The sequence below is a fragment of the Phenylobacterium sp. genome, assembly GCF_019636135.1.
In the GTDB taxonomy this organism is placed as follows: Bacteria; Pseudomonadota; Alphaproteobacteria; order Caulobacterales; family Caulobacteraceae; genus Phenylobacterium.
Genome location: NZ_JAHBYD010000012.1, coordinates 98,714 through 125,353 on the forward strand (window position 1 = coordinate 98,714; position 26,640 = coordinate 125,353).

30 protein-coding genes are annotated in these 26,640 nt (G+C 70.7%); 22 read left to right on the plus strand and 8 right to left on the minus strand.

What is annotated here, in order from left to right:
- Nucleotides 1-193: 193 nt before the first annotated feature.
- A complete protein-coding gene (locus tag KF737_RS10505; protein WP_296454147.1) occupies nt 194-889 on the minus strand; it encodes a thioredoxin family protein in 696 nt (231 codons plus the stop codon).
- Nucleotides 890-972: 83 nt separating this feature from the next.
- Here KF737_RS10505 and KF737_RS10510 point away from each other — a divergent pair, with 83 nt between their 5' ends.
- Nucleotides 973-1,518 carry a hypothetical protein gene (locus tag KF737_RS10510; RefSeq protein ID WP_296454150.1) on the plus strand — a complete coding sequence of 182 codons (546 nt, stop codon included), beginning with the start codon at nt 973-975 and terminating at the stop codon, nt 1,516-1,518.
- A gap of 44 nt (nt 1,519-1,562) precedes the next feature.
- On the opposite strand, the gene KF737_RS10515 is transcribed toward KF737_RS10510, so the two are convergent.
- Entirely contained in the window at nt 1,563-3,992 is a 2,430-nt protein-coding gene (locus tag KF737_RS10515; protein ID WP_296454152.1) for a zinc-dependent metalloprotease, read from the minus strand.
- Nucleotides 3,993-4,207: 215 nt separating this feature from the next.
- Between KF737_RS10515 and KF737_RS10520 the strand changes: the two genes are divergently transcribed.
- The 13 genes from KF737_RS10520 to dapD all read left to right on the plus strand — a co-directional run bounded on the left by KF737_RS10520 (nt 4,208) and on the right by dapD (nt 15,236).
- The gene (locus KF737_RS10520; RefSeq protein ID WP_296454154.1) at nt 4,208-4,675 is read left to right on the plus strand and encodes a MerR family DNA-binding transcriptional regulator; all 468 of its coding nucleotides are present in this window, start codon (nt 4,208-4,210) and stop codon (nt 4,673-4,675) included.
- A 55-nt stretch (nt 4,676-4,730) separates the two neighbouring features.
- The gene (map, locus tag KF737_RS10525) at nt 4,731-5,483 is read left to right on the plus strand and encodes a type I methionyl aminopeptidase (RefSeq protein ID WP_296454156.1); all 753 of its coding nucleotides are present in this window, start codon (nt 4,731-4,733) and stop codon (nt 5,481-5,483) included.
- Nucleotides 5,484-5,591: 108 nt separating this feature from the next.
- A complete protein-coding gene (gene rpmH / locus KF737_RS10530; RefSeq protein WP_068877158.1) occupies nt 5,592-5,726 on the plus strand; it encodes a 50S ribosomal protein L34 in 135 nt (44 codons plus the stop codon).
- 25 nt (nt 5,727-5,751) lie between these two features.
- On the plus strand, nt 5,752-6,120 hold the full coding sequence (rnpA, locus tag KF737_RS10535) for a ribonuclease P protein component (protein WP_296454158.1): 369 nt from the start codon (nt 5,752-5,754) through the stop codon (nt 6,118-6,120).
- Nucleotides 6,121-6,159: 39 nt separating this feature from the next.
- On the plus strand, nt 6,160-7,962 hold the full coding sequence (yidC, locus tag KF737_RS10540) for a membrane protein insertase YidC (RefSeq protein ID WP_296454160.1): 1,803 nt from the start codon (nt 6,160-6,162) through the stop codon (nt 7,960-7,962).
- Between the two features lie 77 nt (nt 7,963-8,039).
- The gene (gene yihA / locus KF737_RS10545) at nt 8,040-8,624 is read left to right on the plus strand and encodes a ribosome biogenesis GTP-binding protein YihA/YsxC (RefSeq protein ID WP_296454204.1); all 585 of its coding nucleotides are present in this window, start codon (nt 8,040-8,042) and stop codon (nt 8,622-8,624) included.
- Complete coding sequence (locus tag KF737_RS10550) at nt 8,617-10,020, plus strand: tetratricopeptide repeat protein (protein ID WP_296454162.1); 1,404 nt, start codon at nt 8,617-8,619, stop codon at nt 10,018-10,020. Before yihA ends, KF737_RS10550 begins: the two co-directional genes overlap by 8 nt.
- 4 nt (nt 10,021-10,024) lie before the next feature.
- A complete protein-coding gene (locus KF737_RS10555; protein WP_296454165.1) occupies nt 10,025-10,717 on the plus strand; it encodes a hypothetical protein in 693 nt (230 codons plus the stop codon).
- A 58-nt stretch (nt 10,718-10,775) separates the two neighbouring features.
- Entirely contained in the window at nt 10,776-11,918 is a 1,143-nt protein-coding gene (locus KF737_RS10560; RefSeq protein WP_296454167.1) for an acyl-CoA dehydrogenase family protein, read from the plus strand.
- Between the two features lie 79 nt (nt 11,919-11,997).
- Nucleotides 11,998-12,753, plus strand: coding sequence for a Crp/Fnr family transcriptional regulator (locus tag KF737_RS10565; protein WP_296454169.1), 756 nt, complete (start codon nt 11,998-12,000; stop codon nt 12,751-12,753).
- A 71-nt stretch (nt 12,754-12,824) separates the two neighbouring features.
- Nucleotides 12,825-13,739 carry an acetylglutamate kinase gene (argB, locus tag KF737_RS10570; RefSeq protein WP_296454171.1) on the plus strand — a complete coding sequence of 305 codons (915 nt, stop codon included), beginning with the start codon at nt 12,825-12,827 and terminating at the stop codon, nt 13,737-13,739.
- On the plus strand, nt 13,736-14,398 hold the full coding sequence (locus KF737_RS10575; RefSeq protein WP_296454176.1) for a pyrimidine 5'-nucleotidase: 663 nt from the start codon (nt 13,736-13,738) through the stop codon (nt 14,396-14,398). Before argB ends, KF737_RS10575 begins: the two co-directional genes overlap by 4 nt.
- Nucleotide 14,399: 1 nt before the next feature.
- Nucleotides 14,400-15,236 carry a 2,3,4,5-tetrahydropyridine-2,6-dicarboxylate N-succinyltransferase gene (gene dapD, locus KF737_RS10580; RefSeq protein WP_296454178.1) on the plus strand — a complete coding sequence of 279 codons (837 nt, stop codon included), beginning with the start codon at nt 14,400-14,402 and terminating at the stop codon, nt 15,234-15,236.
- Here the strand turns inward: dapD and KF737_RS10585 are convergent.
- Both KF737_RS10585 and KF737_RS10590 read right to left on the minus strand, forming a co-directional pair.
- Entirely contained in the window at nt 15,214-15,498 is a 285-nt protein-coding gene (locus KF737_RS10585; RefSeq protein WP_296454180.1) for a hypothetical protein, read from the minus strand. The two genes, dapD and KF737_RS10585, sit on opposite strands and share 23 nt — an antisense overlap.
- Nucleotides 15,499-15,681: 183 nt before the next feature.
- A complete protein-coding gene (locus KF737_RS10590; protein WP_296454182.1) occupies nt 15,682-16,254 on the minus strand; it encodes a Uma2 family endonuclease in 573 nt (190 codons plus the stop codon).
- Between the two features lie 47 nt (nt 16,255-16,301).
- On the opposite strand from KF737_RS10590, the gene dapE reads away from it, so the two are divergent.
- Nucleotides 16,302-17,450, plus strand: coding sequence for a succinyl-diaminopimelate desuccinylase (dapE, locus tag KF737_RS10595; protein ID WP_296454184.1), 1,149 nt, complete (start codon nt 16,302-16,304; stop codon nt 17,448-17,450).
- A gap of 77 nt (nt 17,451-17,527) precedes the next feature.
- Entirely contained in the window at nt 17,528-17,905 is a 378-nt protein-coding gene (locus tag KF737_RS10600) for a hypothetical protein (protein WP_296454186.1), read from the plus strand.
- A 183-nt stretch (nt 17,906-18,088) separates the two neighbouring features.
- On the opposite strand, the gene argF is transcribed toward KF737_RS10600, so the two are convergent.
- From argF to KF737_RS10615, 3 genes are all read right to left on the minus strand, one after another.
- Nucleotides 18,089-19,027 carry an ornithine carbamoyltransferase gene (argF, locus tag KF737_RS10605; RefSeq protein ID WP_296454187.1) on the minus strand — a complete coding sequence of 313 codons (939 nt, stop codon included), beginning with the start codon at nt 19,025-19,027 and terminating at the stop codon, nt 18,089-18,091.
- Nucleotides 19,024-20,205 (minus strand): aspartate aminotransferase family protein, encoded by a 1,182-nt coding sequence (locus KF737_RS10610; protein WP_296454206.1) that lies wholly within the window; start codon nt 20,203-20,205, stop codon nt 19,024-19,026. Before KF737_RS10610 ends, argF begins: the two co-directional genes overlap by 4 nt.
- A 195-nt stretch (nt 20,206-20,400) precedes the next feature.
- Nucleotides 20,401-21,219, minus strand: a complete 819-nt coding sequence (locus KF737_RS10615) for an ABC transporter permease (RefSeq protein WP_296454190.1) — start codon at nt 21,217-21,219, stop codon at nt 20,401-20,403.
- A gap of 240 nt (nt 21,220-21,459) precedes the next feature.
- Between KF737_RS10615 and KF737_RS10620 the strand changes: the two genes are divergently transcribed.
- The 3 genes from KF737_RS10620 (at nt 21,460) to KF737_RS10630 (ending at nt 23,814) form a co-directional block, all read left to right on the plus strand.
- Nucleotides 21,460-21,963 (plus strand): GcrA family cell cycle regulator, encoded by a 504-nt coding sequence (locus KF737_RS10620; protein WP_296454192.1) that lies wholly within the window; start codon nt 21,460-21,462, stop codon nt 21,961-21,963.
- A 149-nt stretch (nt 21,964-22,112) separates the two neighbouring features.
- Entirely contained in the window at nt 22,113-23,573 is a 1,461-nt protein-coding gene (xseA, locus tag KF737_RS10625) for an exodeoxyribonuclease VII large subunit (protein ID WP_296454194.1), read from the plus strand.
- Nucleotides 23,574-23,601: 28 nt separating this feature from the next.
- A complete protein-coding gene (locus KF737_RS10630) occupies nt 23,602-23,814 on the plus strand; it encodes a DUF2093 domain-containing protein (RefSeq protein WP_296454195.1) in 213 nt (70 codons plus the stop codon).
- A gap of 52 nt (nt 23,815-23,866) precedes the next feature.
- Here KF737_RS10630 and KF737_RS10635 read toward each other — a convergent pair whose 3' ends face one another.
- Nucleotides 23,867-24,808 carry a lysophospholipid acyltransferase family protein gene (locus KF737_RS10635; RefSeq protein ID WP_367273223.1) on the minus strand — a complete coding sequence of 314 codons (942 nt, stop codon included), beginning with the start codon at nt 24,806-24,808 and terminating at the stop codon, nt 23,867-23,869.
- A gap of 103 nt (nt 24,809-24,911) precedes the next feature.
- Here KF737_RS10635 and KF737_RS10640 point away from each other — a divergent pair, with 103 nt between their 5' ends.
- From KF737_RS10640 to KF737_RS10650, 3 genes are all read left to right on the plus strand, one after another.
- On the plus strand, nt 24,912-25,304 hold the full coding sequence (locus tag KF737_RS10640) for a helix-turn-helix domain-containing protein (protein ID WP_296454196.1): 393 nt from the start codon (nt 24,912-24,914) through the stop codon (nt 25,302-25,304).
- A 31-nt stretch (nt 25,305-25,335) separates the two neighbouring features.
- Nucleotides 25,336-26,151, plus strand: a complete 816-nt coding sequence (gene hisN, locus KF737_RS10645; RefSeq protein ID WP_296454198.1) for a histidinol-phosphatase — start codon at nt 25,336-25,338, stop codon at nt 26,149-26,151.
- A 9-nt stretch (nt 26,152-26,160) separates the two neighbouring features.
- A partial coding sequence (locus tag KF737_RS10650; protein WP_296454200.1) for a hypothetical protein occupies nt 26,161-26,640 on the plus strand: 480 nt, incomplete at its 3' end.

Genomic DNA, 26,640 nt, shown 5'->3' on the forward strand with positions numbered 1-26,640 from the left:
TTTCGGTCCAGCGCCCGCCCGATACGCCTCCGATATTCCTATCGTCGGTTGGCCCTGAAGACGGCCGGTCCCGGATCCTGAACAGCCCCCCCAGCCCCCCTGGATCGGCAGTCTGGCCAACCGACACTCTAGAAAAACGACGAGCCCGCCCGGTCACTCTCCAGCCAGGCGGGCTTTCGTTTTTCGGGCCCTGTCAGGACTTGGGCTGGGCGAGGCCGAGCACGCGGCCGCCGCGGGGCTGCTGGACCACGATCACGGTCTTGAGCCCGTCGTCGGTCGCCGTGGGGATCCGGTAGGCCTGCGGCCGGCCCCGCCACGGGCCCAGGCGCTCCATCTGCCGCACCACGTTCTTCTGCACCACGGTCTCGCCGCGGTTGTCGCCGGCGCGCACCTGCACTTCGGCCCGCGGCTCGTAGCGGATCAGCCAGACGTCGGCGCCCCCCTTGCCGGCGTGGCCCGAACCCACGTCGACCCGGCGCGGGCCCACGAAGCGGATGTCGGGCGGATCACGCGGCGCGGCGGCGGCCGCGCGGACCAGGCGGTCGACCTCGGCGGTCTTCAGGCCCTGCGCCTGTTCGCGCCCTTCGATGACGATCTGTGGCGTATAGGGCTCGCGCAGCTTCAGCCGCGTGACGTAGGCCTTCTGCCGCTCGGTGAACTCGGGCCTGGCGAAGGTGTCGGTCCAGCCGAGGTAGTCCCAGTAGTCCACCGAGAAGGTGAGCGCGAGCACGCCCGGCCGCTCGGCCAGCTTGGCGAAATAGGGGTTGGCGTCCGTGCAGGAGGCGCAGCCCTGCGCCGTGAACAGCTCCACGAGAACGGGGGGCTTTGCCGCCGCCGCGCCGACCGGCCAGGCGAGCAGGATCAGGCTGAAGAGCGCGGCCTTCCGCATTGCTTCCGACTTAAGGAAGGTTCCGGGGGCTGGCAATCTCAAGAAGGCGTGAGATCGAGCGCCGCCGTGGCTAGAGTGGGCGGATGTTCTTCCAGGTTCCGCCTGCACCGCCGCCGCCGCAACCGCCCGAGGTGGTCCGCACCGAGTCGGCCTACCTGCGCGTGGCGCGCAAGGACGTGCCGCTCCTGATCACCCGCGAGAAGGCCGCGGCGAAGGAGCCGGGCGAGAAGGCGCTGATCCGCTACCAGTTGTTCGTCCGCACCGACATCGAGGCGCGGCAGAACCCGGCGACGCCGGACGAACCGCCGCCGCCCGTCCACTGCCAGTGGGTGGTGACCAGCTATCTGGAGCGCGAACCCTGCTTCGAGAGCATCACCGGCAAGCTGGCGTGCGCCGAGAGCTACACCGTGCGCCTGGACGACATCGAGCGCGGGAACGAGGTCCTCCCGCCGACGGAGGAGGCGAGCGCCTGCGCGCTGACCCGGCCGGGCGTCGCCGCCGCCCAGACCGGCCTCGGCGCGATCATCGAGGCCACGGCCGACCAGCGCTTCGCCGACGACCTCGAACGCCGCCTGCGCCCCGCCTACACGCGCACGGGCCTGAAGGCCGTGATCCGGCCGCTGAAGTAGAGCGCGCCGCAGGCGCCGGATTCGATCAACCGCGGGTCTCTTCCCTAGTCTTCGTCGCTGCCGATGGGCATGCCGGGCGGCGCTTCGGGGCGGCGCTTCGGCTGGGCCAGGACGCGGACCAGCTCCTCCTTGTCCGTGAGCAGGGCGGCCAGCGTCAGGCGGTGGGCGCGGTCGGACGGGTCGGCGCCGGGGGCGGCCTTGAGGCGGGTGGCGAGGTCGGCGAGGCGCTGGCCGATCTCGGCCCTGGCGGCCGGCGACACGTCGGGGCGCCGCGCCGTGGCCGCCAGCTCCAGCGCCGTGCGCACCTGCACCCGCCGCGCGATCTCCGCCATGCGGCCGGATGCCGGAGCGAAGGCCTGGGCGAGCAGCCGGTCGACCACTTCGCCCACGCCCGGCTGGGCCGCGTCGCGCCGGTGCTGGTCGGTGAGCCGCGCCAGGCGATCCGGGGCCAGCAGGGCGTCCAGCACCATGCCGGCGCCCACGTCGGCGGCGGCCAGGCTGTCGAACACCGGCCCGCCCGCGCCGTCGAACACCTCGATCTGGTACTGCCGGTCGGTGTCGCCCGACTGGCCCGACGACAGGTACGGGATCAGCGTCTCGGGGGTGTCCAGCGCCTCCGGCGTCATGGCGGCCAGCAGGCCGCTCAGCGCCGCGCGCTGCTGGTCGGCCGGGACCACCCTGGCCACCGCCGCCGGATCGCCCTTCACCGCGTAGCTGAAGTCGACGCCGCCCAATAGTTTGGCCGCGGCCTCCAACTGGTAGCGATGGAGCAGGTAGATCGGCGCGTACTTGCGCTTCAGCGCCTGGGCCGCCTCGCCGGGCCTGAGCGCCTGCGGGCCGAACGCGGCGATCGCGGCCTTGCGCACCGCCAGCACGCGGGCGAACTCGGCCACCGGGTCGGCGCCGTCGTCCCAGATGGCCGCGTGCGGCTGGCCCGTGCCGACGCCACGGGCGTCCTGGTCGGTGACGTAGCGCAGCGTGGCCTGGGCCTTGGCCGCCTTCGCCACGGGGTCGCCCTCGCCGTACAGCCAGTCGACGATGAAGCGGTCCCAGGCGCCGACGCCGACCCCGTAGGCGTCGCTGAGGTCGATCCTGCCGTCGGTCAGCTTCACCCGCGGCGCGGGGTAGTCCATCACCGAGGCGCGGTCCTGGCTGGAGGCCGCGAAGTTGTGCGCGAAGCCCAGGCTGTGCCCGACCTCGTGCGCCGCGAGCTGGCGAAGCCGCGCCAGCGACACCTGGATCGGATCGTTCGGCCCGCCCCTGCCGCTCTCGTCCGCGCCGACCAGGCCTTCGAAGATCAGCATGTCCTGGCGCACGCGCAGCGAGCCCAGCAGCACCGAGCCCTTGACGATCTCGCCCGTGCGCGGATCGGCGACGATCTGGCCGTAGGACCAGCCGCGGGTGGCGCGGTTCACCCAGTTGATGACGTTGTAGCGGACGTCCAGCGGGTCGGCGCCCTCGGGCATGATCTCGACGCGGTAGGCATCCTTGTAGCCGGCCGCCTCGAAGGCCTTGGCCCACCACTGGGCGCCCTCCTGCAACGCGGTGCGCACCGGCTCGGGCGCGGCGCGGTCCACGTAGAAGACGATGGGCTTCTTCACCGTCGAGACGGCGGCGCCCGGATCGGTCTTCTCCAGCCGGAAGCGGCGCGCCCAGCGCTGGACGATGTCGCGGTCCAGCGGGGCGGCGTAGTCCATCACCAGCGCGTCGAAGGCGCCCGAGCGCGGATCGAATTCGCGCGGGACGAAACCCGGCCCGGGCAGCTTCACCAGGCTGTGGCGCACCACCAGCGTGATCGCCTTCGGGTCGGGGGCGATGTTGCGGGTCTCGGGGCCGGGCGTGTCGGAGGCGAAGGTCTGGATCGCCTCGAACTCGACGTTCTCGGGGAACACCTTCACCGCCGCCGGGTCGGCCAGGGTGAGGTCCGCCACCGGCTTGTAGCCCTGCTCGCCGGCCTGCTTCATCGCGTCGGCGACGCCGATCACGTCGCGGGTCAGGAAGGAAGAGACGTCGATCACGAGGCCGCCGTCCGGCAGCGCCTGCTCGATCCTGCCCGACCACACGACCGAGCTCACGAAGGCCTCGCGGGCGGCGGCCTGCTCGGCGGCGGGGGCGCCGGCGGCGCGGAAACGGGGGTTCTCGAACTCGGCCAGGACGCGCCCGCCCACGCGCCGGAACGCCAGCACCTGGGTGTCGCCCAGCCGCGCGCGGTCGAGCCCGACGGGCGCCGAGCCCAGGCCAGTCTTCAGCGCGGTGACATAGAGGTAGCGCCCCGCCACGCCGTCCGCGCCGGGCGCCGGCAGCGCCAGCAGGATCCGCCCCTTGGCCGCGTCGACGTAGACCGGGACCAGCCCGTCCTGGCGGCTGAGGCCCGCGGTCGCTTCCGGCGGCCCGGGCGGGGCCTTGGCGGCCAGGGCCGGCGCCGACCACGACAGCGCCGCGCTCGCGGCGGCGGCCAACCAGATACGCTTCACGTGCAATCCCCCGAACGGTCCGGCGGGCAGCCTAGCGGGGCGTCCGGGCGGCATCCAGTCGCCAACGCCGGCCGCGCGCCGAAGGCCTGCAAAGCTCCGTCAAACGGGCGCCACAGGCTCACGCGAGGGTGATGCCCTGACGTTGCGAGCGTCCCTTGACGTAAACGGAAAGGGGCGTAGGTTGGTTATCAACGATAAGTCGAGGGAGGTGGAATATGCCAACGGACCTGCGTCGTCCGCTGCGGAGCTACACGATCCGTCAGTTGTGCCTCGAGTTCAAATGCACCCCGCGCGCCCTGCGCTTCTATGAGGACAAGGGCCTGCTGAACCCCGCGCGCGACGGGATGAACCGCGTCTACTCCTACAAGGACCGGGCCCGGCTGCAGCTCATCCTGCGCGGCAAGCGCGTGGGCCTGTCGCTCTCGGAGATCGGCGAGATCCTCGACCTGTACGAAGCCGACGAGTCCGGCGTGCAGCAGGCCGCCAAGAGCCTGCGCAAGTTCAAGGAGCGCATCGTCGCCCTCGAGCAGCAGAAGAAGGACATCGACGAGGCCATCGCCCAGCTCGAGGCCGGCATCGCCGACATGGAAAAGCGCCTGACCGCCACGCGCCCCGACCTGCTGCCCCGCGCCGAGGCCTACGACCAGACCATGCGCCGCCAGCTCGACGGCGCGGACGCGTAGGGTTCGCCTCCACCACGCGTTGTCCTCCCGGTTTCGCCGGGATGAGCGGTGAAAGATGACCATCGGCAACGAAGACGACCTGGAGAAGCTGAAGGCGGCGGGCCGGGTGGTGGCGCGGACGCTGAAGGCCATGGGCGAGGCGCTGGAGCCGGGCATCACGACGCGGGAGCTGGACGAGCTGGGCCGCCGGATGCTGGAGGCCGGGGGCGCGCGTTCGGCGCCGCAGCTCACCTACGGCTTCCCGGGCGCGACCTGCATCTCGGTGGGCCCGGACGTGGCGCACGGCATCCCGGACGACACCCGCGTCCAGGCCGGCGACCTGATCAACATCGACGTCTCGGCCGATCTGGACGGCGTCTTCGCCGACACCGGCGCCTCGTTCGCCGTGCCGCCGGCGCATCCGCGGGTCGAACGCCTGTGCCGCGACGGCCGCCGCGCGCTCTGGACCGGCATCCGCGCCGTGCGCCCCGGCGCCTCGCTGGGCGCGCCCGGCCGCGACATCGAGGCCTTCGCGCGCCGCAACGGCTATTCGCTGGTCAGGAACCTCGCGAGCCACGGCGTCGGCGCCTCGCTGCACGAGGAGCCGAAGGAGATCCCCACCTGGGCCGACCGCTCCGAGCGGCGCACCATCACCGAGGGCCTGGTCTTCACCCTGGAGCCGTTCCTGAGCCTGGGCGCCGACTGGGTCGAGGAGAGCCGCGACGACGGCTGGACGCTGGCCCCGCCCGGCCGCGAGCCCACGGTGCAGTACGAGCACACCCTCGTGGCCACCCGCCGCGGGCCGGTGGTGGTGACCCTGGCGGACTGATCTCCTCTCCCCCCGAGCGAATGCGAGAGAGGGGAGAGGAAGTCAGGTTGACAGCCCCAGCCCCTTCCACTATCCACCGCCGCTCGATTTTCGACCGGAGCTTTCCTCGTGAAGCGCACTTTCCAACCCTCTCGCCTGGTGCGTGCGCGCCGTCACGGCTTCCGTCTGCGCATGTCGACGAAGAACGGCCAGAAGATCCTGGCCCGCCGTCGCGCCAAGGGCCGCAAGCGCCTGAGCGCCTAGGCCCGGCCCACGGTAAGGTGTCCGGGTGTCGGACGCCGCTCCCTCGATCCAGCGACTGAAGAAGCGCAGCGAGTTCCTCGCCTGCGCCCAGGCCCCCTCGTGCGCGAAGGGGGCCGTCGTCGTCCAGGCGCGCCCGCGCGGCGACGACGACCCGACCGTGCGGGTCGGCTTCACCGCCACCCGGCGCATCGGCGGCGCGGTGCAGCGCAACCGCGCCAAGCGGCGCATGCGAGAGGCCGCCCGCGCCATCCTGCCCGACCACGCCACGCCCGGCGTCGACTATGTGATCATCGCCCGCGGCGGTGTGACCACCCGCCCCTGGTCCCGTTTGCTTGACGATGTGAAAAGCGCGCTGGTAAGGCTCGCCGCCGACCGGCCGGCGCCCCACATCTGACGGGCCCGCCCCATCCCTCGACGGACCCGCGTCTCCCCAATGCAAGACGAGAACAACCGCAACACGATCATCTTCGTCGTGTGCGCGTTCCTGATCCTGATGGCCTACCAGTTCCTGGTCATCGAACCGGCGAACCAGAAGAAGGCCGCCGAGGCCAAGGCGAAGGCGGCGACCGCCCAGACCGCGCCCGCCAACCGGCCCGCCGTTCCGCTGGGCCCGCAGGTCGTGAGCCGCGACCAGGCCGTGGCCGCCGCGCCGCGGGTGCCGATCGCGACGCCGGCGCTCAAGGGCTCGCTCTCGCTGCGCGGCGCGCGCATCGACGACATCTACCTGGTGCAGTACCGCGAGAAGCTGCCCAAGACCTCGCCGCCGGTCGAGCTGCTGCGGCCCGAGGGCACGCCGTACGCCTGGTTCGCCAGCACCGGCTGGGCCGGCGCCAACATCGCGGGCCTGCCCGGCGACCAGACCGTCTGGACGCTGGCGTCGGGCTCGGTGCTGGCGCCCGGCAAGCCCGTCACGCTGACCTACGCCAACGGCCAGGGGCTGACGTTTACGCGGATGATCGCGGTGGACGACAAGTACATGTTCACCGTCACCGACACCGTGGCCAACACCAGCGGCGCACCGGTGACGCTGGCGCCCTTCGGCTCGATCCAGCGCCGCGGCGTGCCGGAAGGCCTCGGCCGCAGCTCCGTCGTCCATGAGGGCGGCATGGGCTGGCTGGACGGCAAGCGCCGGCCGATCAAGTACGCCAAGTGGCAGAAGGACGGCGGCGGCCCGGCCTATGACTCCCTGGGCGGCTGGATCGGCATCACCGACCACTACTGGCTGGCCGCCCTGATCCCGGCCCAGAACGAGCAGATCCGCGGCCAGTACCGCCTGACCAGGGCCCCGGACCTCAACATCCTCGACGCCAACTACGTGGGCCCCGCGCGGACCATCCAGTCCGGCGCGCAGGTGTCGCACACCGTCCACGTCTTCGCCGGCGCCAAGCAGGTGCAGGTGCTGAAGGACTACCAGGAGAGCCTGGGAGTCCGGAACCTCGACGAGGCCGTCGACTGGGGCATGCTCTGGTTCCTGACCCGGCCGGTCTATCAGTTCCTCAGCTTCATCTTCCAGCACGTCGGCAACTTCGGCGTCGCCATCCTGGTGCTCACCGTCGTGGTGCGGCTCGTCCTCTTCCCGCTTGCGAACAAGCAGTACGAGTCGATGACCAAGATGAAGAAGGTGCAGCCGGCGATGGAGGAGCTGCGCAAGACGTTCAAGGACGACCCGCAGAAGCAGCAGCAGGAACTGCTCGCGCTCTACCAGCGCGAGAAGGTGAACCCGCTGGCCGGCTGCCTGCCGCTGCTCCTGACGATCCCGGTCTTCTTCGCGCTCTTCAAGGTGCTGCAGATCTCCATCGAGATGCGGCACGCGCCCTTCTACGGCTTCATCAAGGACCTGTCGGCGCCCGACCCGACGACCATCTTCAACCTGTTCGGCCTGATCCCGTGGGATCCGGGCACGGCGCCGCTGATCGGCAGCCTGCTGGCCTACGGCACGCCGCCCGGCTTCCTGCACATCGGGGTGATGGCGATCCTCTACGGGATCACCACCTGGCTCACCACGGCCATGAGCCCGCCGGCGCCCGACCCGACGCAGCAGCGGATCTTCCAGCTCATGCCGATCCTCTTCACCTTCATCATGGCGCAGTTCCCGATCGGCCTGCTGCTCTACTACACGTGGTCGAACATCCTGACGGCCCTGCAGCAGTACGTGATCATGCGCCGCTTCAAGGTGGATAACCCGATCGACCGGCTCATCGCCAAGCTGACCGGCCAGGGCGCGGCGGTCGGGTGAGCGGGGCCGAGACCCCTTACGACGACGAGACGCTGGAGGCGGCGCGGGTCTTCTTCGCCCATCCGGTGACCTTCCTGATGGGCGCGGTCTCGATCCCGGGATTGCCGCCCGCCGACCTGCCGGAAGTGGCCTTCGCCGGCCGCTCGAACGTGGGCAAGAGCTCGCTGATCAACGCCGTCACCGGCCGCACCCACCTGGCGCGCGCCTCGACGGCGCCGGGGCGCACGCGGGAGGTCAACTTCTTCGTCGCCGACGACCGGATGCGGCTGGTCGACCTGCCCGGCTACGGCTTCGCCAAGGTGAGCCGCGGCGAGAAGAACAAGTTCCAGAACCTCGGGCGGTCCTACCTGCGCGGCCGCCCCAACCTGAAGCGCGCCTACCTGCTGATCGACAGCCGCCACGGGCTGAAGGAGGTCGACAGGGAGGCGATGGACGCCTTCGACATCTCGGCCGTCAGCTACCAGATCGTGCTGACCAAGACCGACAAGCTGCGCAGCCAGCGCGACGTCGAACAGGTGGTCGCCGAGACGCTCCGCAAGATCGCCAAACGCCCCGCCGCCTTCCCCCGCGTGCTGGCCACCAGCGCCGAGAAGGGCGCCGGCATCCCCGAACTCCGCGCCGAGATCCTGGCGGCCTGCGAACTCGCGGGCGGACATGGCTGACACGGCCGACGCCGAGCGGCTGGCGGCCCGCGGCGTCGAACAGCTACGACAGGGCCGGGGCGACGCGGCGCTGGCGAGCTTCGAACAGGCGCTGAAGCTGGCGCCCGGACATCCGGTCTCGGTACGGAACCTGGGCGTCCTGCTGGCCGAGCGGGGCCGCCACGCCGACGCGCTGGCCCTGGCCGACGCGACCCTTAAGCGCCAGCCCGAGCATGCCGAGGCCCTGCTGCTGCGCGCGGAGGCGCTGGCCGGCCTCGCGGACCACGCGGCCGCCGAGCCCGCCTATGCCGCCGCGCTGGCGGCCGGCGCGCCCGCCCACGACGTCGAGGCGCAGCGGGCGCTGACGCTGGTGGCGCTGGGCCGCCACGAGGCGGCGCTGGCGGCGCTCGACCGCGCGGTCGCGCTGAAGCCCGACGCGCCGCTGGCGCGCCACCGGCGTGGGATCGTGCGGCTGCAACTGGGCGACTTCGGCGGCTGGGCCGACTACGAGGCCCGCTTCGGCATCCGCCGCTTCCCGGAGACGGCCGGCGCGCAAGTCACGGCGGCTCTGTCGGGCGCGCTGACGACGTCGCCCTCTGCCGACGCCCTGGCGGGGCGGCGCGTCCTGCTGCTGGGCGAGCAGGGCATCGGCGACCAGGTGATGTTCGCCGGCATGATCCCCGACCTCCAGGCGGTGGCGGCGTCGGTCACCTGCGTGTGCGAGCCGCGGCTCGTGCGCCTGTTCCGCGCGGCCTTCCCCGGCGCGTCCTTCGCCGGCCCGGCCGAGGCGCAGGTGCGCCGCTCGGGGATCGACCGGGTGGTGGCGATGGGCAGCCTGGGCTCGGCGTTCCGGCGCACGCGGGCGGACTTCCCCGGCCGCCCCTACCTGACCCCATCGGACGCGGCGCGGGCGCGCTGGGCCGAACGGCTGGGACCGAGGACGACGCGGCTTCGCGTCGGCGTCTCCTGGCGCGGCGGCCTGCCCAACACCCGCCGCGACCAGCGCTCGCTGGCCCTGGAGCAGCTCGCGCCGGTGCTCGGCCTCCCGGACTGCGAGGTCGTCAGCCTGCAGTACGGCGACGCCGCGGCCGAGATCGCCGCTGCCAACGCGAGCCTGTCCCGCCCCATCCGCGCCTTCGCGGCGACCGACCTCAACGACTTCGACGACCTGGCGGGCCTGGTCTCGAACCTGGACCTGGTGGTGTCGGTGCAGACCGCGCTGGTCCACCTCGCAGGCGGACTGGGCCGGCCCTGCCTGACGCTCGTCCCGTTCAACGCCGAATGGCGCTACATGGCGGCCGGCGAGACGATGCCGTGGTACGGCTCGGTCCGCCTCCTGCGCCAGGCCGGGCCGGGCGCCTGGGGGCCGGTGATCGAAGCCGCCGCCGCCGCGGTGGCGGCCCGGCTGGAGACCTGACCGCTTGCCGTCCTTCGCGCCGCTCGACATCTACATCGGCTACGACCGCCAGGAGGTGGCCGCCTACCACGTGCTGGCGCAGAGCCTGCTGGAGCGGAGCTCACGGCCGGTGCGGCTCACGCCCGTCACGCTCTCCAGCCTCGCGCCCGTCTTCGATCGGCCGGCCGTCTCGGCCCAGTCGACCGACTTCTCGTTCTCGCGGTTCCTGACGCCCTATCTCTCCGGCTACCAGGGCTGGTCGCTGTTCATGGACTGCGACATGCTCGCCCGCGCCGACATCGCCGAGCTGTTCGCGCTCTGCGACGACCGCTACGCCGTCATGGTCTGCCAGCATGACTATGCGCCCCGCGACGCGGTGAAGTTCCTCGGCCACGTGCAGGCGCCGTACCCCATGAAGAACTGGTCCAGCGTCATGCTGATGAACAACGCCCGCTGCCGCGCGCTGACGCCCGAATACGTCAACACGGCCTCCGGGCTGGAGCTGCACCAGTTCAAGTGGCTGGAGAGCGAGGACCTGATCGGACCGCTGCCGCTGGAGTGGAACTGGCTGGTCGGCGAGTACGACCACAACCCGGCCGCCCGGATCGCGCACTTCACGCGCGGCGGGCCCTATTTCCCCGACTACGCCGATTGCGACTATGCCGACGAGTGGCGCGCGGCGCTCGCACGGACGACGTTCGTGCAGGGTCGGCGCTAGGCGCTAGCCCTCCGCGGCGTCAGCCGGCTAAGTGGCGGGCGAGCTTCAGGGACCCGCCATGATCGACACCGCCACCCGCCCCGTCTTCGACGAAGATCTGAACCTGTTCCGCGACCAGGTGCGGAAGTTCTACGACAAGGCGCTGACGCCCAACCTCGACCGTTGGGAGCAGGACGGGATCATCGGGCGCGACTTCTGGCTGGCCTGCGGCGAGGCGGGCATCCTCTGCCCCGGCGTGCCGGCCGAGTACGGCGGGCTGGGCCTCGACTTCCGCTACAACACCGTGATCAGCGAGGAGCTGTTCTACGCGGGCAGTTCGGCCGGCATCACGCTGCAGAGCGACATCGTCGCCGACTACATCGCCAACTACGGCTCCGAGGAGCAGAAGCTCCAGTGGCTGCCGAAGATGGTCTCGGGCGAGGCCATCACCGCCATCGCCATGACCGAGCCGGGCGCCGGCTCCGACCTGCAGGGCGTGCGCACCACCGCGATCCGCGACGGCAACGAGTACGTCGTCAACGGCTCGAAGATCTACATCACCAACGGGCAGAACGCCGACCTCGTCATCGTGGTCGCCAAGACCGACCCGAACGCCCGCTCCAAGGGCATCTCGCTGATCCTGGTGGAGGCGACGCGCGACGGCTTCAAGCGCGGCCGCAACCTCGACAAGATCGGCCAGCATTCGGCCGACACCTCGGAGCTGTTCTTCGAGGACGTCCGCGTGCCGATCACCAACTGCCTGGGCGAGGAAGGCAAGGGCTTCGCCTACCTGATGAACCAGCTCCCGCAGGAGCGGCTGGGCATCGCGCTGCAGGCGCAGGCGGCCGCCCAGCGGGCCTTCGACGAGGGCGTGAAGTTCACCAAGGAGCGCAAGGCGTTCGGGCAGACCGTCTTCGACTTCCAGAACACGCGGTTCACCCTGGCGGGCCTGAAGGCCAAGATGCAGGCCGGCTGGGCGCACCTCGACTGGGCCATCGCGCGGCACCTGGAGGGCAAGCTGACGGCGGCGGAAGCCTCGGCCGCCAAGCTGTTCCACACCGAGCTCCAGTGGGAGGTCTGCGACGCCGCCCTGCAACTGCACGGTGGCGCGGGCTACATGAACGAGTACCCGATCGCCCGGCTCTGGCGCGACGCCCGCGTGCAGCGGATCTACGGCGGCACCAGCGAGATCATGAAGGAAGTCGTCGCGCGAACGATTTGACGCGGCTGTGTGCGGAACCCGACGCAACAAGCGGAGCCGTAAAGCGTTCTGATGGGGTCCAGGCACGGGGATTCCAGCGATGACCGCATCCTTATTCATCCCGACCGACGACGGCGCGAGCCACATGGTCTCGAGGCGCGCCAACCGGCTGCTGGGCGCGCTCTCGGCGCGCGACTTCGAGGTGCTGGCGCCGCACCTGGAGAAGATCGACCTGCCGCGCGGGCGCGTCCTGTTCGAGCCGGGCGACGACGTCACGACCACCTATTTCCCATGCTTCCGCACCATGGCTTCGCTGCTGATCGCCACCCGCGACGGGCGCGAGGTGGAGGCCGCCACGATCGGGCGCGAAGGCGCGATCGGCGGCATCGTCTCGGAGGGCAACAAGCCGGCGTTCGGCCGCGCCGTCGTCCAGATCGGCGGCGAGGCGCTGGCCATCCCGACCAGTCACCTGGAGGCGGCCAAGATCGGCTCTCCCCGATTCGGCGATCTCTTCTCGCGCTACGCCGACTCCCTGCTCGCCCAGATGATGCAGTCGGTGGCCTGCAATGCGCTCCACAACGCCGAGGAGCGGGCTTGCCGCTGGCTCCTGGCGACCCACGACCGCGCCGGCGACAAGACCATCCAGCTCACCCAGGAGGCGCTGGCCGAGATGCTGGGCCTGCAGCGCACGACGGTCACGGGGGTCACGACCGCGCTCCAGGCCCGCGGCCTGATCCGCAACTTCCGCGGCGGTGTCGAGGTCATCGACCGTGAGGGCCTCGAGCGCGCGGCCTGCGAGTGCTACCGCGCCGTCGAGGACCACTTCGCCAGGCTGCTGCCCGAAGTGGACGTCTGACGCGCGTCCGAGGCCGTGACAGGGCGCCGCGGCTCCGCTATCGGGACGCCGCGGCCTGTGAGGACGGTGAAGTGAGCGGCGACACGGAAGAGCAGGGCTGGGCGACGGCGAAGACGCTGGCCGAGTCCCTGCCGTATATCCAGATCTACGACCGTGAGATCGTGGTCATCAAATACGGCGGCCACGCCATGGGCGAGGAGAGCGTCGCCAAGCTGTTCGCCGCCGACGTGGTGCTGCTGAAGATGCTGGGCGTGCATCCGGTCGTGGTGCATGGCGGCGGGCCGCAGATCTCGGCGTGGCTGGAGAAGGCCGGCGTGAAGTCGACCTTCATCGACGGCCTGCGCGTCACCGACCAGGCGACGATGGAAGTGGCCGAGATGGTGCTCTCGGGCGCCATCAACAAGGAGATCGCGAGCTGGATCACCCAGGCCGGCGCCGAGGCCGACGTGCGCGGCGTGGGCCTGTCGGGCAAGGACGCCAAGCTGATCACCGTCGAGAAGGTCACGCGCACGACCCGCGCGCCCGACAGCGTCGAGGAGAAGATCGTCGACCTGGGCTTCGTGGGCGAGCCGAAGGTGATCGACACCACCCTGATCGAGGCCCTGATCAAGGCCGATCACGACTACATCCCGGTCGTGGCCCCCATCGGCGTGGACGACGCGGGCCAGACCTACAACATCAACGCCGACACGGTGGCCGGCGCCCTGGCCGGCGCGCTGGGCGCCAAGCGCATGCTGCTCCTGACCGACGTGGCGGGCGTGCTCGACGCCAACAGGCAGCGGATCACCGACCTCACCATCGCGAAGGCCCGCCAAGCGATCGCGGACCGCGTCGCCACCGGCGGCATGATCCCGAAGCTGGAGACCGCCATCGCCGCCGTGGAGAAGGGCGTCGAGGCCGTGGTGATCCTGGACGGGCGGCGGCCGCACGCCATGCTGGTCGAGCTCTTCACGGAGCATGGCTCCGGGACGCTGGTGAAGGCGTGAGGGTCGACCTGCGCCACGTGGACACCTGGCTGTTCGACCTGGACGGCACGCTCTACCCGGCCGAGTCCGGCTTCCTCGACGCGGTCGTCGATCGCATGACCGACTTCGTGGAGAAGGTCACCGGCCTGCCGCGCGACGAGGCGCTGAAGGTGCAGAAGGCCTACCTGGCCGAGCACGGCCTGACGCTGAAGGGCCTGATGCTGCACCACGGCGTCGACCCGGACGAGTTCCACGCCATCTTCCACGACCTGTCGCTGGAGGTGCTGGCGCACGACGCCGGCCTTCTGGCCGCGCTGGAGCGCCTGCCGGGCCGGCGGCTGATCTTCACCAACGCCGATGCGCGTCACGCCGAGCGCGTGCTGGAGCGCCTGGGGCTGGGCCACCTGTTCGACGACGTCTTCCACATCGCCTCGACGGGCTATGAGCCCAAGCCCAGCGCCGCGGCCTTCGCGGCCATCGGTGCGGCGCACGACATCGCGCCGGCGACCACCGCCTTCTTCGAGGACTCCGCCCGCAACCTCGCGCCGGCCGCCGAACTCGGCATGACGACCGTGCTGGTGGGCCCCTACGCGGAGGAGTCGACCGCCCCCTTCGTCCAGTACCGCACCCGCCATCTCGCGCCGTTCCTGCGCGACGCCCAGCTCAAGAAGGCCGCCTGACATGACCTCCTCCGCTTCCTTTGGAGACCTGAAGTCCGCGATCCAGGCCGCCTGGGCCGGGCGCGACGGGATCGACACCGCCACCAAGGGCCAGGTCCGCGACGCCGTGAACGAGACGCTGTCGCTGCTGGACGCCGGCAAGCTCAGGGTCGCTGAGCGCGGCGCCGACGGGGCCTGGAGCGTCAACCAGTGGGCCAAGGAGGCGATCCTGCTCTCCTTCCGCCTCAACGCCTCGGCGGTGATGGAGCCCGGCCCCTTCTGGGACAAGGTCCCGCTGAAGTTCGACGGCTGGACGGCGGCCCGGTTCGAGGCCGCCGGCTTCCGCGCCGTGCCCGGCTGCGTGGTGCGCCGCAGCGCCTTCATCGCCAGGAACGTGGTGCTGATGCCCTCGTTCGTGAACGTCGGCGCCTACGTGGACGAAGGCACCATGGTCGACACCTGGGCCACCGTCGGCTCGTGCGCCCAGATCGGGAAGAACTGCCACATCTCGGGCGGCGCGGGCATCGGCGGCGTGCTGGAGCCCTTGCAGGCCAACCCGACCATCATCGAGGACAACTGCTTCATCGGCGCCCGCGCCGAGGTGGCCGAGGGCGTGATCGTGCGCGAGGGCTCGGTGCTGTCCATGGGCACCTTCATCACGGCGACCACCCCGATCATCGACCGCAAGACCGGCCAGACCACCACCGGCGAAGTGCCGCCCTACTCGGTCGTGGTGTCGGGGAACCGGCCGAACCCGGTCGACCCGTCGCTGCCGTCGACCTACTGCGCGGTGATCATGAAGACCGTGGACGAGCGCACCCGTTCGAAGACCTCGATCAACGAGCTGCTTCGCGACTGACCGCGTCGACGGCGGCCTCGGCCACGGGCGACGGATAGGGGCCGGCGACATACGGCCCACGCCGCCCTTTGCCCTCCCGCGTGGCGAAGACGACGCCCTGCGAAGGCTGGCGCGCGCACGCCGGCTTCGGCTCGAACGGGCCGGTGTAGTAGCCGACGGGGCCGCCGTAGGGGTCGTAGCAGTAGGCGTAGCCGTATTGCGACGAGGCGCAGCCGCTCAGCGCCAACGCCGCCAGGGTCAGCAGGATCGGTCTCACGGCCATCGGAAGCCTCCGCGTCTTGCGGCCCGGGCCGACATCCAACGCCCCGGCGCGGCGGCGCGCAACGCCGCTCGCCCCGGGCGCGAGGCCGGCTCACGCTCCCGGGTAGGGCGTGCCGTCGCGGTGGCGAGGCTCTTCCTCGCCGGGGCGGATCACCATGTCGATCCTGGGCATGGTCGGCCGCGCCTATCCGAGGTCTTGCAGCCGGATCGTCAGTGTCGGATCGAACGGCAGGGTGACAACGCCATCCCCAGCGACCTCCTGCACGGCCTGATAGGCGTCGTCGACCGGCTCGGACATCAGCCAGGCCCGCCGGCCCTCGGCATCGAGAACCCAGTAGTGCGCGACGCCGTAACGCGCATAGAGCCGCGCCTTGCCTCGCAGGTCCTTGGATAGGCTGCTGTCGGATACCTCGATGACCAGCAGACAATCCGGGCCGCGGACGTCCTCCGGCAGCAGGGTCTCGGAATAGAGGACGATATCGGGCTCGAGGAACGTGATGTCGCTGAGATAGACCGAAGGCTCGATCGAGACGGCGATCGTGGCGGGGGTCCCTTCCACGATCTTGCGGGTCAGGCGGCGCTTCCAGAGTTCGTGGCGGTTGTGCTTGGCGTTCATCGGAACGAACTCGCCCTCCCAGAGTTCGACCGGCTCGTCGGGGTCCATGATCCCGGCGCGGACCATGGCATGCACCTCCGCCACGGTGAAGGCGCGACGGTCGTAGCCTTCGGCGGCGCGGGTGATCAGGGGCGCGTTCATGCGGCAACCCTAGCACAAGGCGCCGCCGGTGTCGTAAAGGCCTGCCCATGCCGCCCGCCCTCGACGCCGTCGAACTCACCCGCGACCTGATCCGACGCCCCTCGGTGACGCCTGCCGACGCCGGGGCCATGGAGGTGGTGGAGCAGGCGCTGACCGCGCTCGGCTTCGCCTGCCGGCGCATGCGGTTCGGCGAGATCGAGAACCTCTACGCCCGCTACGGGACCGCGCGGCCCAACCTCTGCTTCGCCGGCCACACCGACGTGGTGCCCGTGGGCGACGCCGGCGCCTGGTCGAAGGACGCCTTCGCCGCCGAGGTGGTGGACGGCGTCCTGATCGGTCGCGGCGCGGTGGACATGAAGAGCGCCATCGCCGCCTTCGCCGCCGCCGCCGCCGAGGCCATCGCGGCCGGGACGGTGACGGGCTCGATCTCGTTCCTGATCACCGGCGACGAGGAGGGCGTGGCGACCGACGGCACGACGAAGGTGGTCGACGCGCTGAAGGCCGAGGGCGAGGTCATCGACCACTGCGTCGTGGGCGAGCCGACCTCGGCCGAGACCTTCGGCGACATGGTCAAGGTGGGCCGCCGCGGCTCGATCAACGCCGAGATCGTGGTCGAGGGCCTCCAGGGCCACGTGGCCTATCCGCACCGCGCGGCCAACCCGGCGACGCCGCTGATCCGGATGCTCACCGCGTTCGAGACGCGGGTGCTGGACGAGGGCTATCCCGAGTTCCAGCCGTCGAACCTCGAAGTCACCATGATCGAGATGCCCAACGCGGCGACGAACGTGATCCCGGGCGTCGCGCGGGCGCGGCTCAACATCCGCTTCAACCCCAACCACACGGGCCGGCAACTGGCCGACTGGTTCGACCTGGAGGCCTGGCGCGCCTCGGTGGACTTCGGCGGCAAGATCACCGTCACCTCGTCGATCAGCGGCGAGGCGTTCCTGACCGAGCGCGGCGAGTTCACAGACCTGGTGGCCGCCGCCGTCGCCGACGTGACCGGCCAGCCCCCCGAGCTCTCCACCAGCGGCGGCACCTCCGACGCCCGCTTCATCCGCGCGCTCTGCCCGGTGATCGAGGTGGGCCTGGTCGGCAAGACCATGCACCAGGTGGACGAGCGCGCGCCGGTCGACGAGATCCGCCGGCTGCAGGCGGTCTACAGCCGGATCATCGCCCGCTACTTCGGCGCCGCCTGAAAGGACTGGCGTCCGCCCGCCCGACGCGGCAACGTCGTCGCCAGGTCGGGGGACCGGACAGAGTTCAGGAGCAGGTCTTGGTCAGCACCGATCTTCAGTGCCGCGCCGTCGTCGTGGCCGCAGCTTTCCTCATGGCAGGGCCGGCGATGGCGCAGGCCCAGCGCAAGCCCGACCTCGCCGATGCGGTGGCCGGGACCTACGCCGGCGACGTCATCTCCGACTCCAAGGGCTCCAGCCAGAGCAACGTCACCCTCACGGTCACCCGCACCGGCCCCAACACCGTGCAGGTCACCTCGGACTACCCGCGCCTGCCCACCATCACCGTGCCGCTGACCACCGCCATGAGCACCATCCAGCAGGCGCGCGGCGACAGCGTCTTCCTCTACGACCGCGGGAAGAAGTCCCTCGACGTCAGCTTCAACATGGAAGTGAGCTGGTCGGGGACGCGTCAGTAGACCTCCCGCACCTCCTCTCCCCCGCGCGCCGCAGGCGCGACGAGAGGGAGAGGGCGGGGAGAGGGCGGCGCGGTAGAACAAGCCGCTCAGCGGTTCCTCGGCCTACCACAGACGTCACCCAGCCGCCCTCTCCCGGCCCTCTCCCTCTCCGCTTCGCGGGGGGAGAGGAGAGTCGCGAGGATTTCAGATCGCGCCGAAGCACCAGGCCAGGATCGACTTCTGGGCGTGGATGCGGTTTTCCGCCTCGTCCCAGATCAGGCTCTGCGGGCCGTCGATCACGGCGTCGGTGACTTCCTCGCCGCGGTGCGCCGGCAGGCAGTGGAGGAAGACGGCGTCGCCCGCCGCCTCGCCCATCAGCTTCTCGTCCACCTGGTAGGGCTCGAGCGCGTCGAGGCGCTCGTCGTGGTCGGTGTCGCCCATCGAGACCCAGGTGTCGGTGATCACGCAGTCGGCGCCGCGCACGGCTTCGCGCGGGTCGTGGGTGGTCGTCACCTGGCCCTGCTGCTCGGCCGCGCGCGCCAGGTCCATCATGTCGGGATGGAAGATCGCGGGCGTGGCGATGTTCAGCCTGAAGCCCAGCTTCGGCGCCGCGTGGATGAAGCTGGAGCAGACGTTGTTGCCGTCGCCCACCCACGCGAACGTCCGGCCGGTCACCGGGCCGCGATGCTCCTCGAAGGTCATCAGGTCGGCCAGGATCTGGCAGGGATGGCTCTTGTCGCTGAGCCCGTTGATCACCGGGATCGTCGACCACATGGCCAGGCGCTCGACGTCCTCATGGACGTTCGAGCGGATCATGATCGCGTCGACCATCCGCGAGAGCACGCGGGCGGTGTCCTCGATCGGCTCGCCGCGGCCGATCTGCATGTCGACCGCGTTCGAGATGATGACGTCGCCGCCGAGCTGGCGCATGGCCGCGTCGAACGAGAAGCGCGTCCGCGTCGAGTTCTTCTCGAAGATCATGGCCAGCGTCCGGTCGCGCGCGGGCGCGTCGGGGTCGACCCTGCCCTGCGGCCAGCCCTTGCGGGCGGCCTTGCGGGCCTTGGCGTCCTCCAGGATGGCGCGAAGCTCGTGGCCTTCGAGCTTCCAGAGATCGAGGAAATGCCGCGGAGCCCCGGCCGTCATGCCGGGACCGCCGCTCTGGCCTTCGCCTGCGCCGCCTCGCACGCGCGTTCCAGCCGCTCGATGGCCTCGCGGGCCTCGTCCTGGGTGAGCACGAGCGGCGGCAGCAGGCGCACGCAGTTGTCGCCGCCGCCGGCGATCAGCAGGTGCTGGTCGCGGGCGTGCTGCATGAACTCGCGGTTCGGCGTCTTCAGCTTCACCCCGATCAGGAGGCCCTTGCCGCGGATGTCCTCGACGACGTCCGGGAAGCGTTCCTTGAGGCCGGTGAGCTGCTGGTTCAGGTAGCCGGCCACCTCGCGCACATGGGCGAGCAGTTCGGGCTTCACCAGTTCCTCGACCGAGGCCACGCCGACGGCCATGGCCAGCGGGTTGCCGCCGTAGGTCGAGCCGTGGCTGCCCGGCGTCATGCCGCGGCCGGCCTCGGCCGTCGCGAGGCAGGCGCCCACCGGGAAGCCGCCGCCCAGCGCCTTGGCCACCGCCATGATGTCCGGCGGCGCATCGGCCCATTCGTAGGCGAAGAGCTTGCCGGTCCGGCCCAGGCCGCACTGGATCTCGTCGTAGATCAGCAGCACGCCCGTCTCGTCGCAGAGCCGGCGGATATCCTTGAGCTGCTGCTCGGTCCAGGAGCGCGCGCCGCCCTCGCCCTGCACCGGCTCCAGCAGGATGGCCGCCGTAGTCGGACCCACGAGCTTCCTGAGGCCCTCGACGTCGCCGAACTTCGCCCCCACGAACCCGGGCAGCGGCGGGCCGAAGCCTTCCACGTAGCTCGGATTGTTGGCCGCGAAGATCGCCGCGAGGGTCCGGCCGTGGAACGAGCCGTCGAAGCCGATGATATCGATCCGCTCGGGCGCGCCCTTCGACCAGTGGTACTTGCGCGCCGTCTTGATGGCGCATTCGATCGCCTCGGCGCCCGAGTTGGTGAAGAAGCACTCGTCGGCGAAGGTGTTGTCGGTCAGCAGCTTCGCCAGCGCCTCCTGCTGCGGGATGCGGAAGATGTTGGACGTGTGCCAGAGCTTCCCGGCCTGGTCCTTCACCGCGGCCACCAGCTTCGGGTGGCCGTGGCCCAGCGCGGTCACCGCGATGCCGGCCATGCAGTCGAGGTATTCCTCGCCCTCCGCCGTGAACAGTCGGACGCCCTCGCCTCGCTCGAACGCCAGCGGGGCGCGCGCGTAGACGCCCATGATGTGGTCGCTGGGAACGGGGGCGGTGGTCGTCTCGGCCACGGCGAAAGCCCTCCTGGAAAAGGAACGTCCCCGCAGCGATGCGCGGCGGGGACCGGAAGGCTTGGCGTTTTCGTCTCCAAGCCCTTGCGTGTCAATGTTTGCTGACGGCCTGCACCCCTCGCCCCTCCCCGGGAAAGGAATGGATGACGGGTCTCAGGTCTTGATCTTGTAGCCGACCCGGAACATCCACAGGCACGTCCAGCCCAGCATCACCACCAGCACGGCGGTCATGGCGACGCCGATGGGCAGCGAACTCTCGGCCTGGCCGATGAAGCCGTAGCGGAAGCCGTCGATCAGGTAGAAGAACGGGTTGTAGTGGCTGGCCGTGCGGAACGGCTCCGGCAGGCGCTCGACGAGGTAGAAGGTCCCCGACAGGAACGTCATCGGCATGATGACGAAGTTGGTGACCGCCGCCATGTGGTCGAACTTCTCGGCCCAGAGGCCGGCCATGATGCCGATGAAGCCCATGATCAGCGCCGCGCCGACGCCGAAGTAGAGGATCGCCCAGGCGTGGGCGACCGGCAAGGAGGCGAACGGCAGGATCGCCACCAGGCTCACCAGCCCGACCACGATGCCGCGCGTGGCCGCGCCGCCGCCGAAGCCGATCATCTGCTCCAGCGCCGACAGGGGCGGGGTCACGAAGTCGCCCATCAGCCCGTTGAACTTGGCCTGCAGCAGCGACGACGAGGAATTGGCGAAGGCGTTCGACAGGATCTGCATCATGATCAGGCCGGGGGCCACGAAGGTCCCGTAATGCACCCCGTGGACGTCGCGCCCGCCGCCGACCGCGACCACGAACACCAGCATGTACAGGAGCGCCGTCATGACCGGGGCGGCCAGCGTCTGCAGGCCGACCTTCCAGAAGCGCTGGATCTCGCGGACGTAGAGGGTCTTCAGGCCCTCCCAGTTGATCCCGTGGTACGCCCGCGGCAGCGGCGGCAGGACGGCGTCCTCGATCGGCAGGTCTCGCATCGCCCCTCATGTGCGCCCCCCCGGCGCACTGCGCAAGGCTGTGCCTTCGCGGCGGCCCGGTTGTGGACGGCCGACCCCTACATCTAGTTCCTGTGGATGGAAGCGATGGCGCCTATTGTGGCCGTTAGCGAGTTGTTTACTACTGATAGTGGTTGGTGAGGGGCACAAACGTCCACCGCCACAAGATGTTGATCCCGAGGTCGCGGGGGCGATTTCGGGACCTCTGGTTGGGAGGGATCCATGGGCTGGACCGACGAGCGCGTCGAACTTCTGAAGAAGCTCTGGCAGGACGGTCTTTCGGCCAGCCAGATCGCCAAGCAGTTGGGCGGCGTCACCCGCAACGCCGTGATCGGCAAGGTGCATCGCCTGGGCCTCTCGGGCCGGGCGACGCCCTCGAAGCCGCAACGCACCACCTTCAAGGCGCCGCGCCCGGCGCGCGCGCTGACCCACGCGCCGGCCGCGCCGCGCCGCATCGCCGAGCCGGTGACGGCCCACGCCGCGCCGACGCCGGTCCGCTACGTCGACGAGACGCCCGGCACGGCCACGGTGCTGACGCTGGGCGCCCACATGTGCAAGTGGCCGATCGGCGATCCCGCCCAGGACAACTTCACCTTCTGCGGCCGCCGCTCGGAGGAGAACGGCCCCTACTGCCACGAACACGCCACGGTGGCCTACCAGCCGGCCCAGGCGAAGAAGAAGTCCAGCGCCGCCGAGCTCGCCCGGAGCCTGCGCCGCTACATCTGATCCGCTGGAGAGCGGACTGACTATCCGTTGGGGATGGGAGACGCGACCGGAACCGAAGCTCGCCGAGCCTCAGGTCCCGGCCGCGTCTCTTTCATTTGCGCCCGTCTTTCCTTTGCGGCGGGGCGTGAAGCGCCCTTACCTTTGACGCGATGACCGACGCCACCGCCCCCACGACCGGCCTGACCGACGCCGACGGCAACGCCCGGCCGTACTCCGTCTCGGAGCTGGCGTTCGCGCTGAAGCGGACGCTGGAGGACGCCTACGGCTTCGTGCGCCTCAGGGCCGAGCTGTCGAAGGTCACGCACCACTCCAACGGCCACATCTACCTGACGCTGAAGGACGACCGCGCGGCTATCGACGGGGTGGTGTGGAAGACGCAGGCGCGGTTCCTGTCGGTGCGGCCCGAGCAGGGGCTGGAGGTGATCGTCACCGGCAAGATCACCACCTATCCGCAAGGCAGCCGCTACCAGATCGTCATCGAGACGATGGAGGTGGCCGGCATCGGCGCGCTGCTGGCCCAACTCGAGCGGCTGAAGCAGCGGCTGGCGGCCGAGGGGCTGTTCGAGCCGTCGCGGAAGCAGCCGATTCCGGAGATGCCGGCCGTCGTCGGCGTGGTGACGAGCCCCACCGGCGCGGTGATCCGCGACATCCTGCACCGCATCCGCGACCGCTGGCCCTGCCGCGTGATCGTCTGGCCCGTGGTGGTGCAGGGCGACCAGGCCGCCGCGCAGGTGGCGAACGCGATCCGCGGCTTCAACGCCCTGGAGCCCGGCGGACGGGTCCCGCGGCCCGACGTGCTGATCGTGGCGCGCGGCGGCGGCTCGGTGGAGGACCTCTGGGCCTTCAACGACGAGGCCCTGGCCCGCACGGTGGCGGCCTCGTCGATCCCGCTGATCAGCGCCGTCGGCCACGAGACCGACACCACCCTCATCGACTTCGTCTCCGACCGGCGCGCGCCGACGCCCACCGCCGCGGCCGAGATGGCGACGCCGGTGCTGGCCGAGCTGAAGGCGCTGATCTCCGACCTCGGCGCGCGCATGCACCGCTGCGGCGGACGCGTGGTCGAGGACCGGCGCGCGCGGATCGACCACGCCGGCCGGGCGCTCGCCCGAGTGCCCGACATGCTGCGGCTGGCCGAGCAGCGGTTCGACATCGTCTCCGGGCGGCTCGCCGCCAGCCTGGCCCGGAACCAGGCGGCGCACGAGCGCGACCTGCTGGCGGTCTCGGCGCGGCTGTCACCGCTCCTGCTCCAGCGGCCGCAGCAGGTGTGGAAGCAGCGCCTGGACGGGCTCGCCGCCCGCCTGCCGCCCGCGGCGACCCGGCGCGTCGACCGCGCAGCCGAGCGGCTGTCGGCGGTCTCCAAGCTGTTCGTGGCGGTGGACCCGGAGCGGCCGCTCTACCGCGGCTTCGCGCTGGTCACCCGCGCCGACGGCTCGCTGGTGATCAACGGCGGCCTGCTGGGCGAAGGCGAGCAGGTGACGATCAAGTTCGGCGACCGCACCGAGCGCAAGGCGGTCATCGACGGGCAGCCCAGCGCCAACCCGACCGTGGCGCGCCGGCCGCCGCGCAAGGGCAAGGCGCCGGCCGCCGATCAGGGCGATCTGTTCTGATCGGTCCGGAAGGACTAAATAGGCGCCCATGAACGCCCACGACCGGAACCTCGGCGCCGACCAGGCCAGGCTGCACTACGGCGACGGCGACTACGCCGTGCTGAAACCGGGCCGCTATGTGCTCTGCGCCGTCACCGGCCAGAAGATCCCCCTGGAGCAGCTCCGCTACTGGAGCGCCGAGCTGCAGGAGGCCTATGCCGGCCCCGCGGAATCCCTGAAGCGCTGGCAGGAGACGCGCTGAGCCAGCCCTCCGGCTCGGCAAGCGCCGCCGGCGCCGTCATTTCAACCACGAATCAATCGGGCGCCGGCGCGCCCACCGGCTCATGCCGCCGATACACGTCGTTCGGCCACCGCCTGTGGACCCAGAACCACTCGGCGGGCCTTGCGCGGACGCGGTCCTCGATGAAGGCGGTGATGCGGCGGACGCCCTCGGCGATGTCGGCGTCGCGGTCGCCGGTGTCTTCCAGGACGATCTGTTCGTGGACGACCACCTTGAACCGCGCCCCCGGCCCCGTGCGCTGGACGCTGAGCGGCTGGATCGGGATCCCGAAGCGGAGCGCGAAGGTGGACGGCCCCGGCGCCGTCATCGCCGGGACGCCGAAGAACGGGACCTCGACGCCGCCGTTGAACTTCTGGTCGTTCAGCAGCGCCACCGATTCCCCGCGCCCGATCGCCCGCATCAGCTCGCGCGCGCCCTCCAGGCCCTTGGGCGCGAACATGCGGACGCCGTAGCTGAACCGGGTGCGCCGGACGCGTTCGTCCATGTAGGGGTTGTTCATGGCGCGGTAGGTGACCTGCACCCGCACGCCGCAGCGGACCATGGCCGCCGCCATCATCTCGAAGTTGGAAAAGTGGCCGGAAACGAACACGACCGGCCGGTCGGCTGCGGCGATTGCGCCCAGCAGAGCTTCCCCGTCGATGGCAAGACGCGATCCGTCGGCTACAACACGGTCGAGAATCGCGAACTCGGCTAGCGAGCGACCCAGTTCAGTCCATTGTTCCTGGAGGAGAGTCTTGACCTCGGCGTCCGTGAGATGAGGGAAGGCGATCCGGACATTCCTTTCCGCCACGCGATGCGCGCGGGTCAGCGGCCCGAGCCGCCGGCATAGCCAGGCGCCGGAATTTGATACATAATCAATGGGGAAGAGGCGGGCGAGCGCCCGGAGCGCGTCAAATAACGCGGCCTCAAGCATCCAAATAAATTCTGCCACGTATGAATGGTTACGTGCGGCCATTTACCTTCTTAGGTGCGGCCGCCCGCGTTCGGCAATGGAGGCTGCTGGCGTGCGACTTGCGATGTCTCAACCACGGAGTCCCGAACCGGGACAAAGGGAAATCATGGTCGGGGATTCCATGGACGAGATCGACATCCACCTGGGCCGGCGTCTGCGTCGCCGCCGCCGCCTTCTGGGCCTGACCCAGCAGGAGCTGGCGCACGCCTGCGGCGTCCGTTTCCAGCAGATCCAGAAGTACGAATGTGCGGCCAACCGCATGTCGGCCGCCCGCCTGTGGCAACTGGCCGAGGTGCTGGAAGTGCCCGTGAGCTACTTCTACGAGGGCCTGACCCGCGATCAGCGCGAGCACCTGGAGCGGGAGACCTCCTCCTCGAGCGAGACCCTGGCCTCGAAGGAGACCCAGGACCTGATCCACGCCTACTACCAGCTCGGCGAACGGCCCCGCCGCCGCCTGCTGGACCTCGCCAAGGCGATGAACGGCGAGATCGAGGCTTAAGACTTCTGCGCAGGCGGGGTATGGCGGTCACATGACCGCCCTCCTCCCGGACGCCCGCCTGGCAGAGCTCGATTCCTTCCTGCTCGAACTCAACCGCGCCGCCGGGGAGGCCATCCTCCCCCTGTTCCGCGGCGCGCACGGGCTCTCCAACAAATTCGAGGTCGGCTTCGACCCCGTGACGGAAGCGGACAAGGGCGCCGAGCGCGCCATCCGCAAGCTCATCGCCGAGCGCCATCCCGACCATGGCGTCATCGGCGAGGAGTACGGCGAGGACCGTGCGGACGCCGAGTTCGTCTGGGTCCTCGATCCCGTGGACGGCACCCGCGCCTTCATCGCCGGGCTCCCGCTCTGGACCACCCTCATCGGCCTGCGCTTCCAGGGGAAGCCCGTGCTGGGCTCGATCGGCCAGTCCTTCCTGGGCGAGGTCTACATCGGCCACGCCGGCGGCTCGCGGCGGGTGACGGCGGCGGGCGAGACGCCGCTCAAGGTCCGGCCCTGTCCCGAACTGACCGGGGCGATCATCGCCACCACCGATCCCGAGGCCTGCTTCAACGGCGCCGAACTGGGCGCGTGGCGCCAGGTGCGCGCGGCCGCCCGCCTCGCCCGGCTGGGCTGCGACGCCTACGCCTACGCCATGGTGGCGGCGGGCACGATGGACATGGTGATCGAGGCGGGCCTGAAGGCCTGGGACATCGACGCGGCGATCCCCGTGGTGGCCGGCGCGGGCGGGCTCACCACCGACTGGCGGGGCGAGCCCGTGGGACCGGACGGCGGACAGGTCGTGATCGCCGGCGACCGCGCCTGCCTCGACGAGGCGCTGGTCGCGCTCAGGCGGTCGGCGAACTGACTCTACGTCTTGGCCGGCGCCTTCCTGGCGGCCGGCTTCTTCGCAGCAGCGGCAGGCTTCCTGGCGGCCGCAGGCTTCGCGGACGCGGCCGGCTTGGCTGTGGGTTTCGCCACGGGCTTGGCCGCAGCGGGGGCCTTCTTCTTCGCCGCGGCCGGCTTGGCCGCCGGCTTCGCGGCCGGAGCCTTCTTGGCCACGGCCGGTTTGGCGGCGGGCTTGGCGGCCTTCGGCGCAGCCTTGGCCGCGGCGGGCTTCGCGGCCGCAGTCTTGGCCGCCTTGGGCGCCGCGGCTTTGGCCGCCGCAGCGGGCTTTGCCGGCGCCGCATTCTTGGCCGCCGGAGCCTTCCTGGCCGCGGCGGGCTTCGCCGCAGGCTTGGCGGCGGCCTTTGGAGGTGCGGCCGGCTTCGACGCAGCAGCGGCCGGTCTGGCGGCGGCCTTCTTCGCCGCAGGCGCCTTCCGGGCCGCCGGTTTCTTCTTCGCAGGCGCCGGCTTC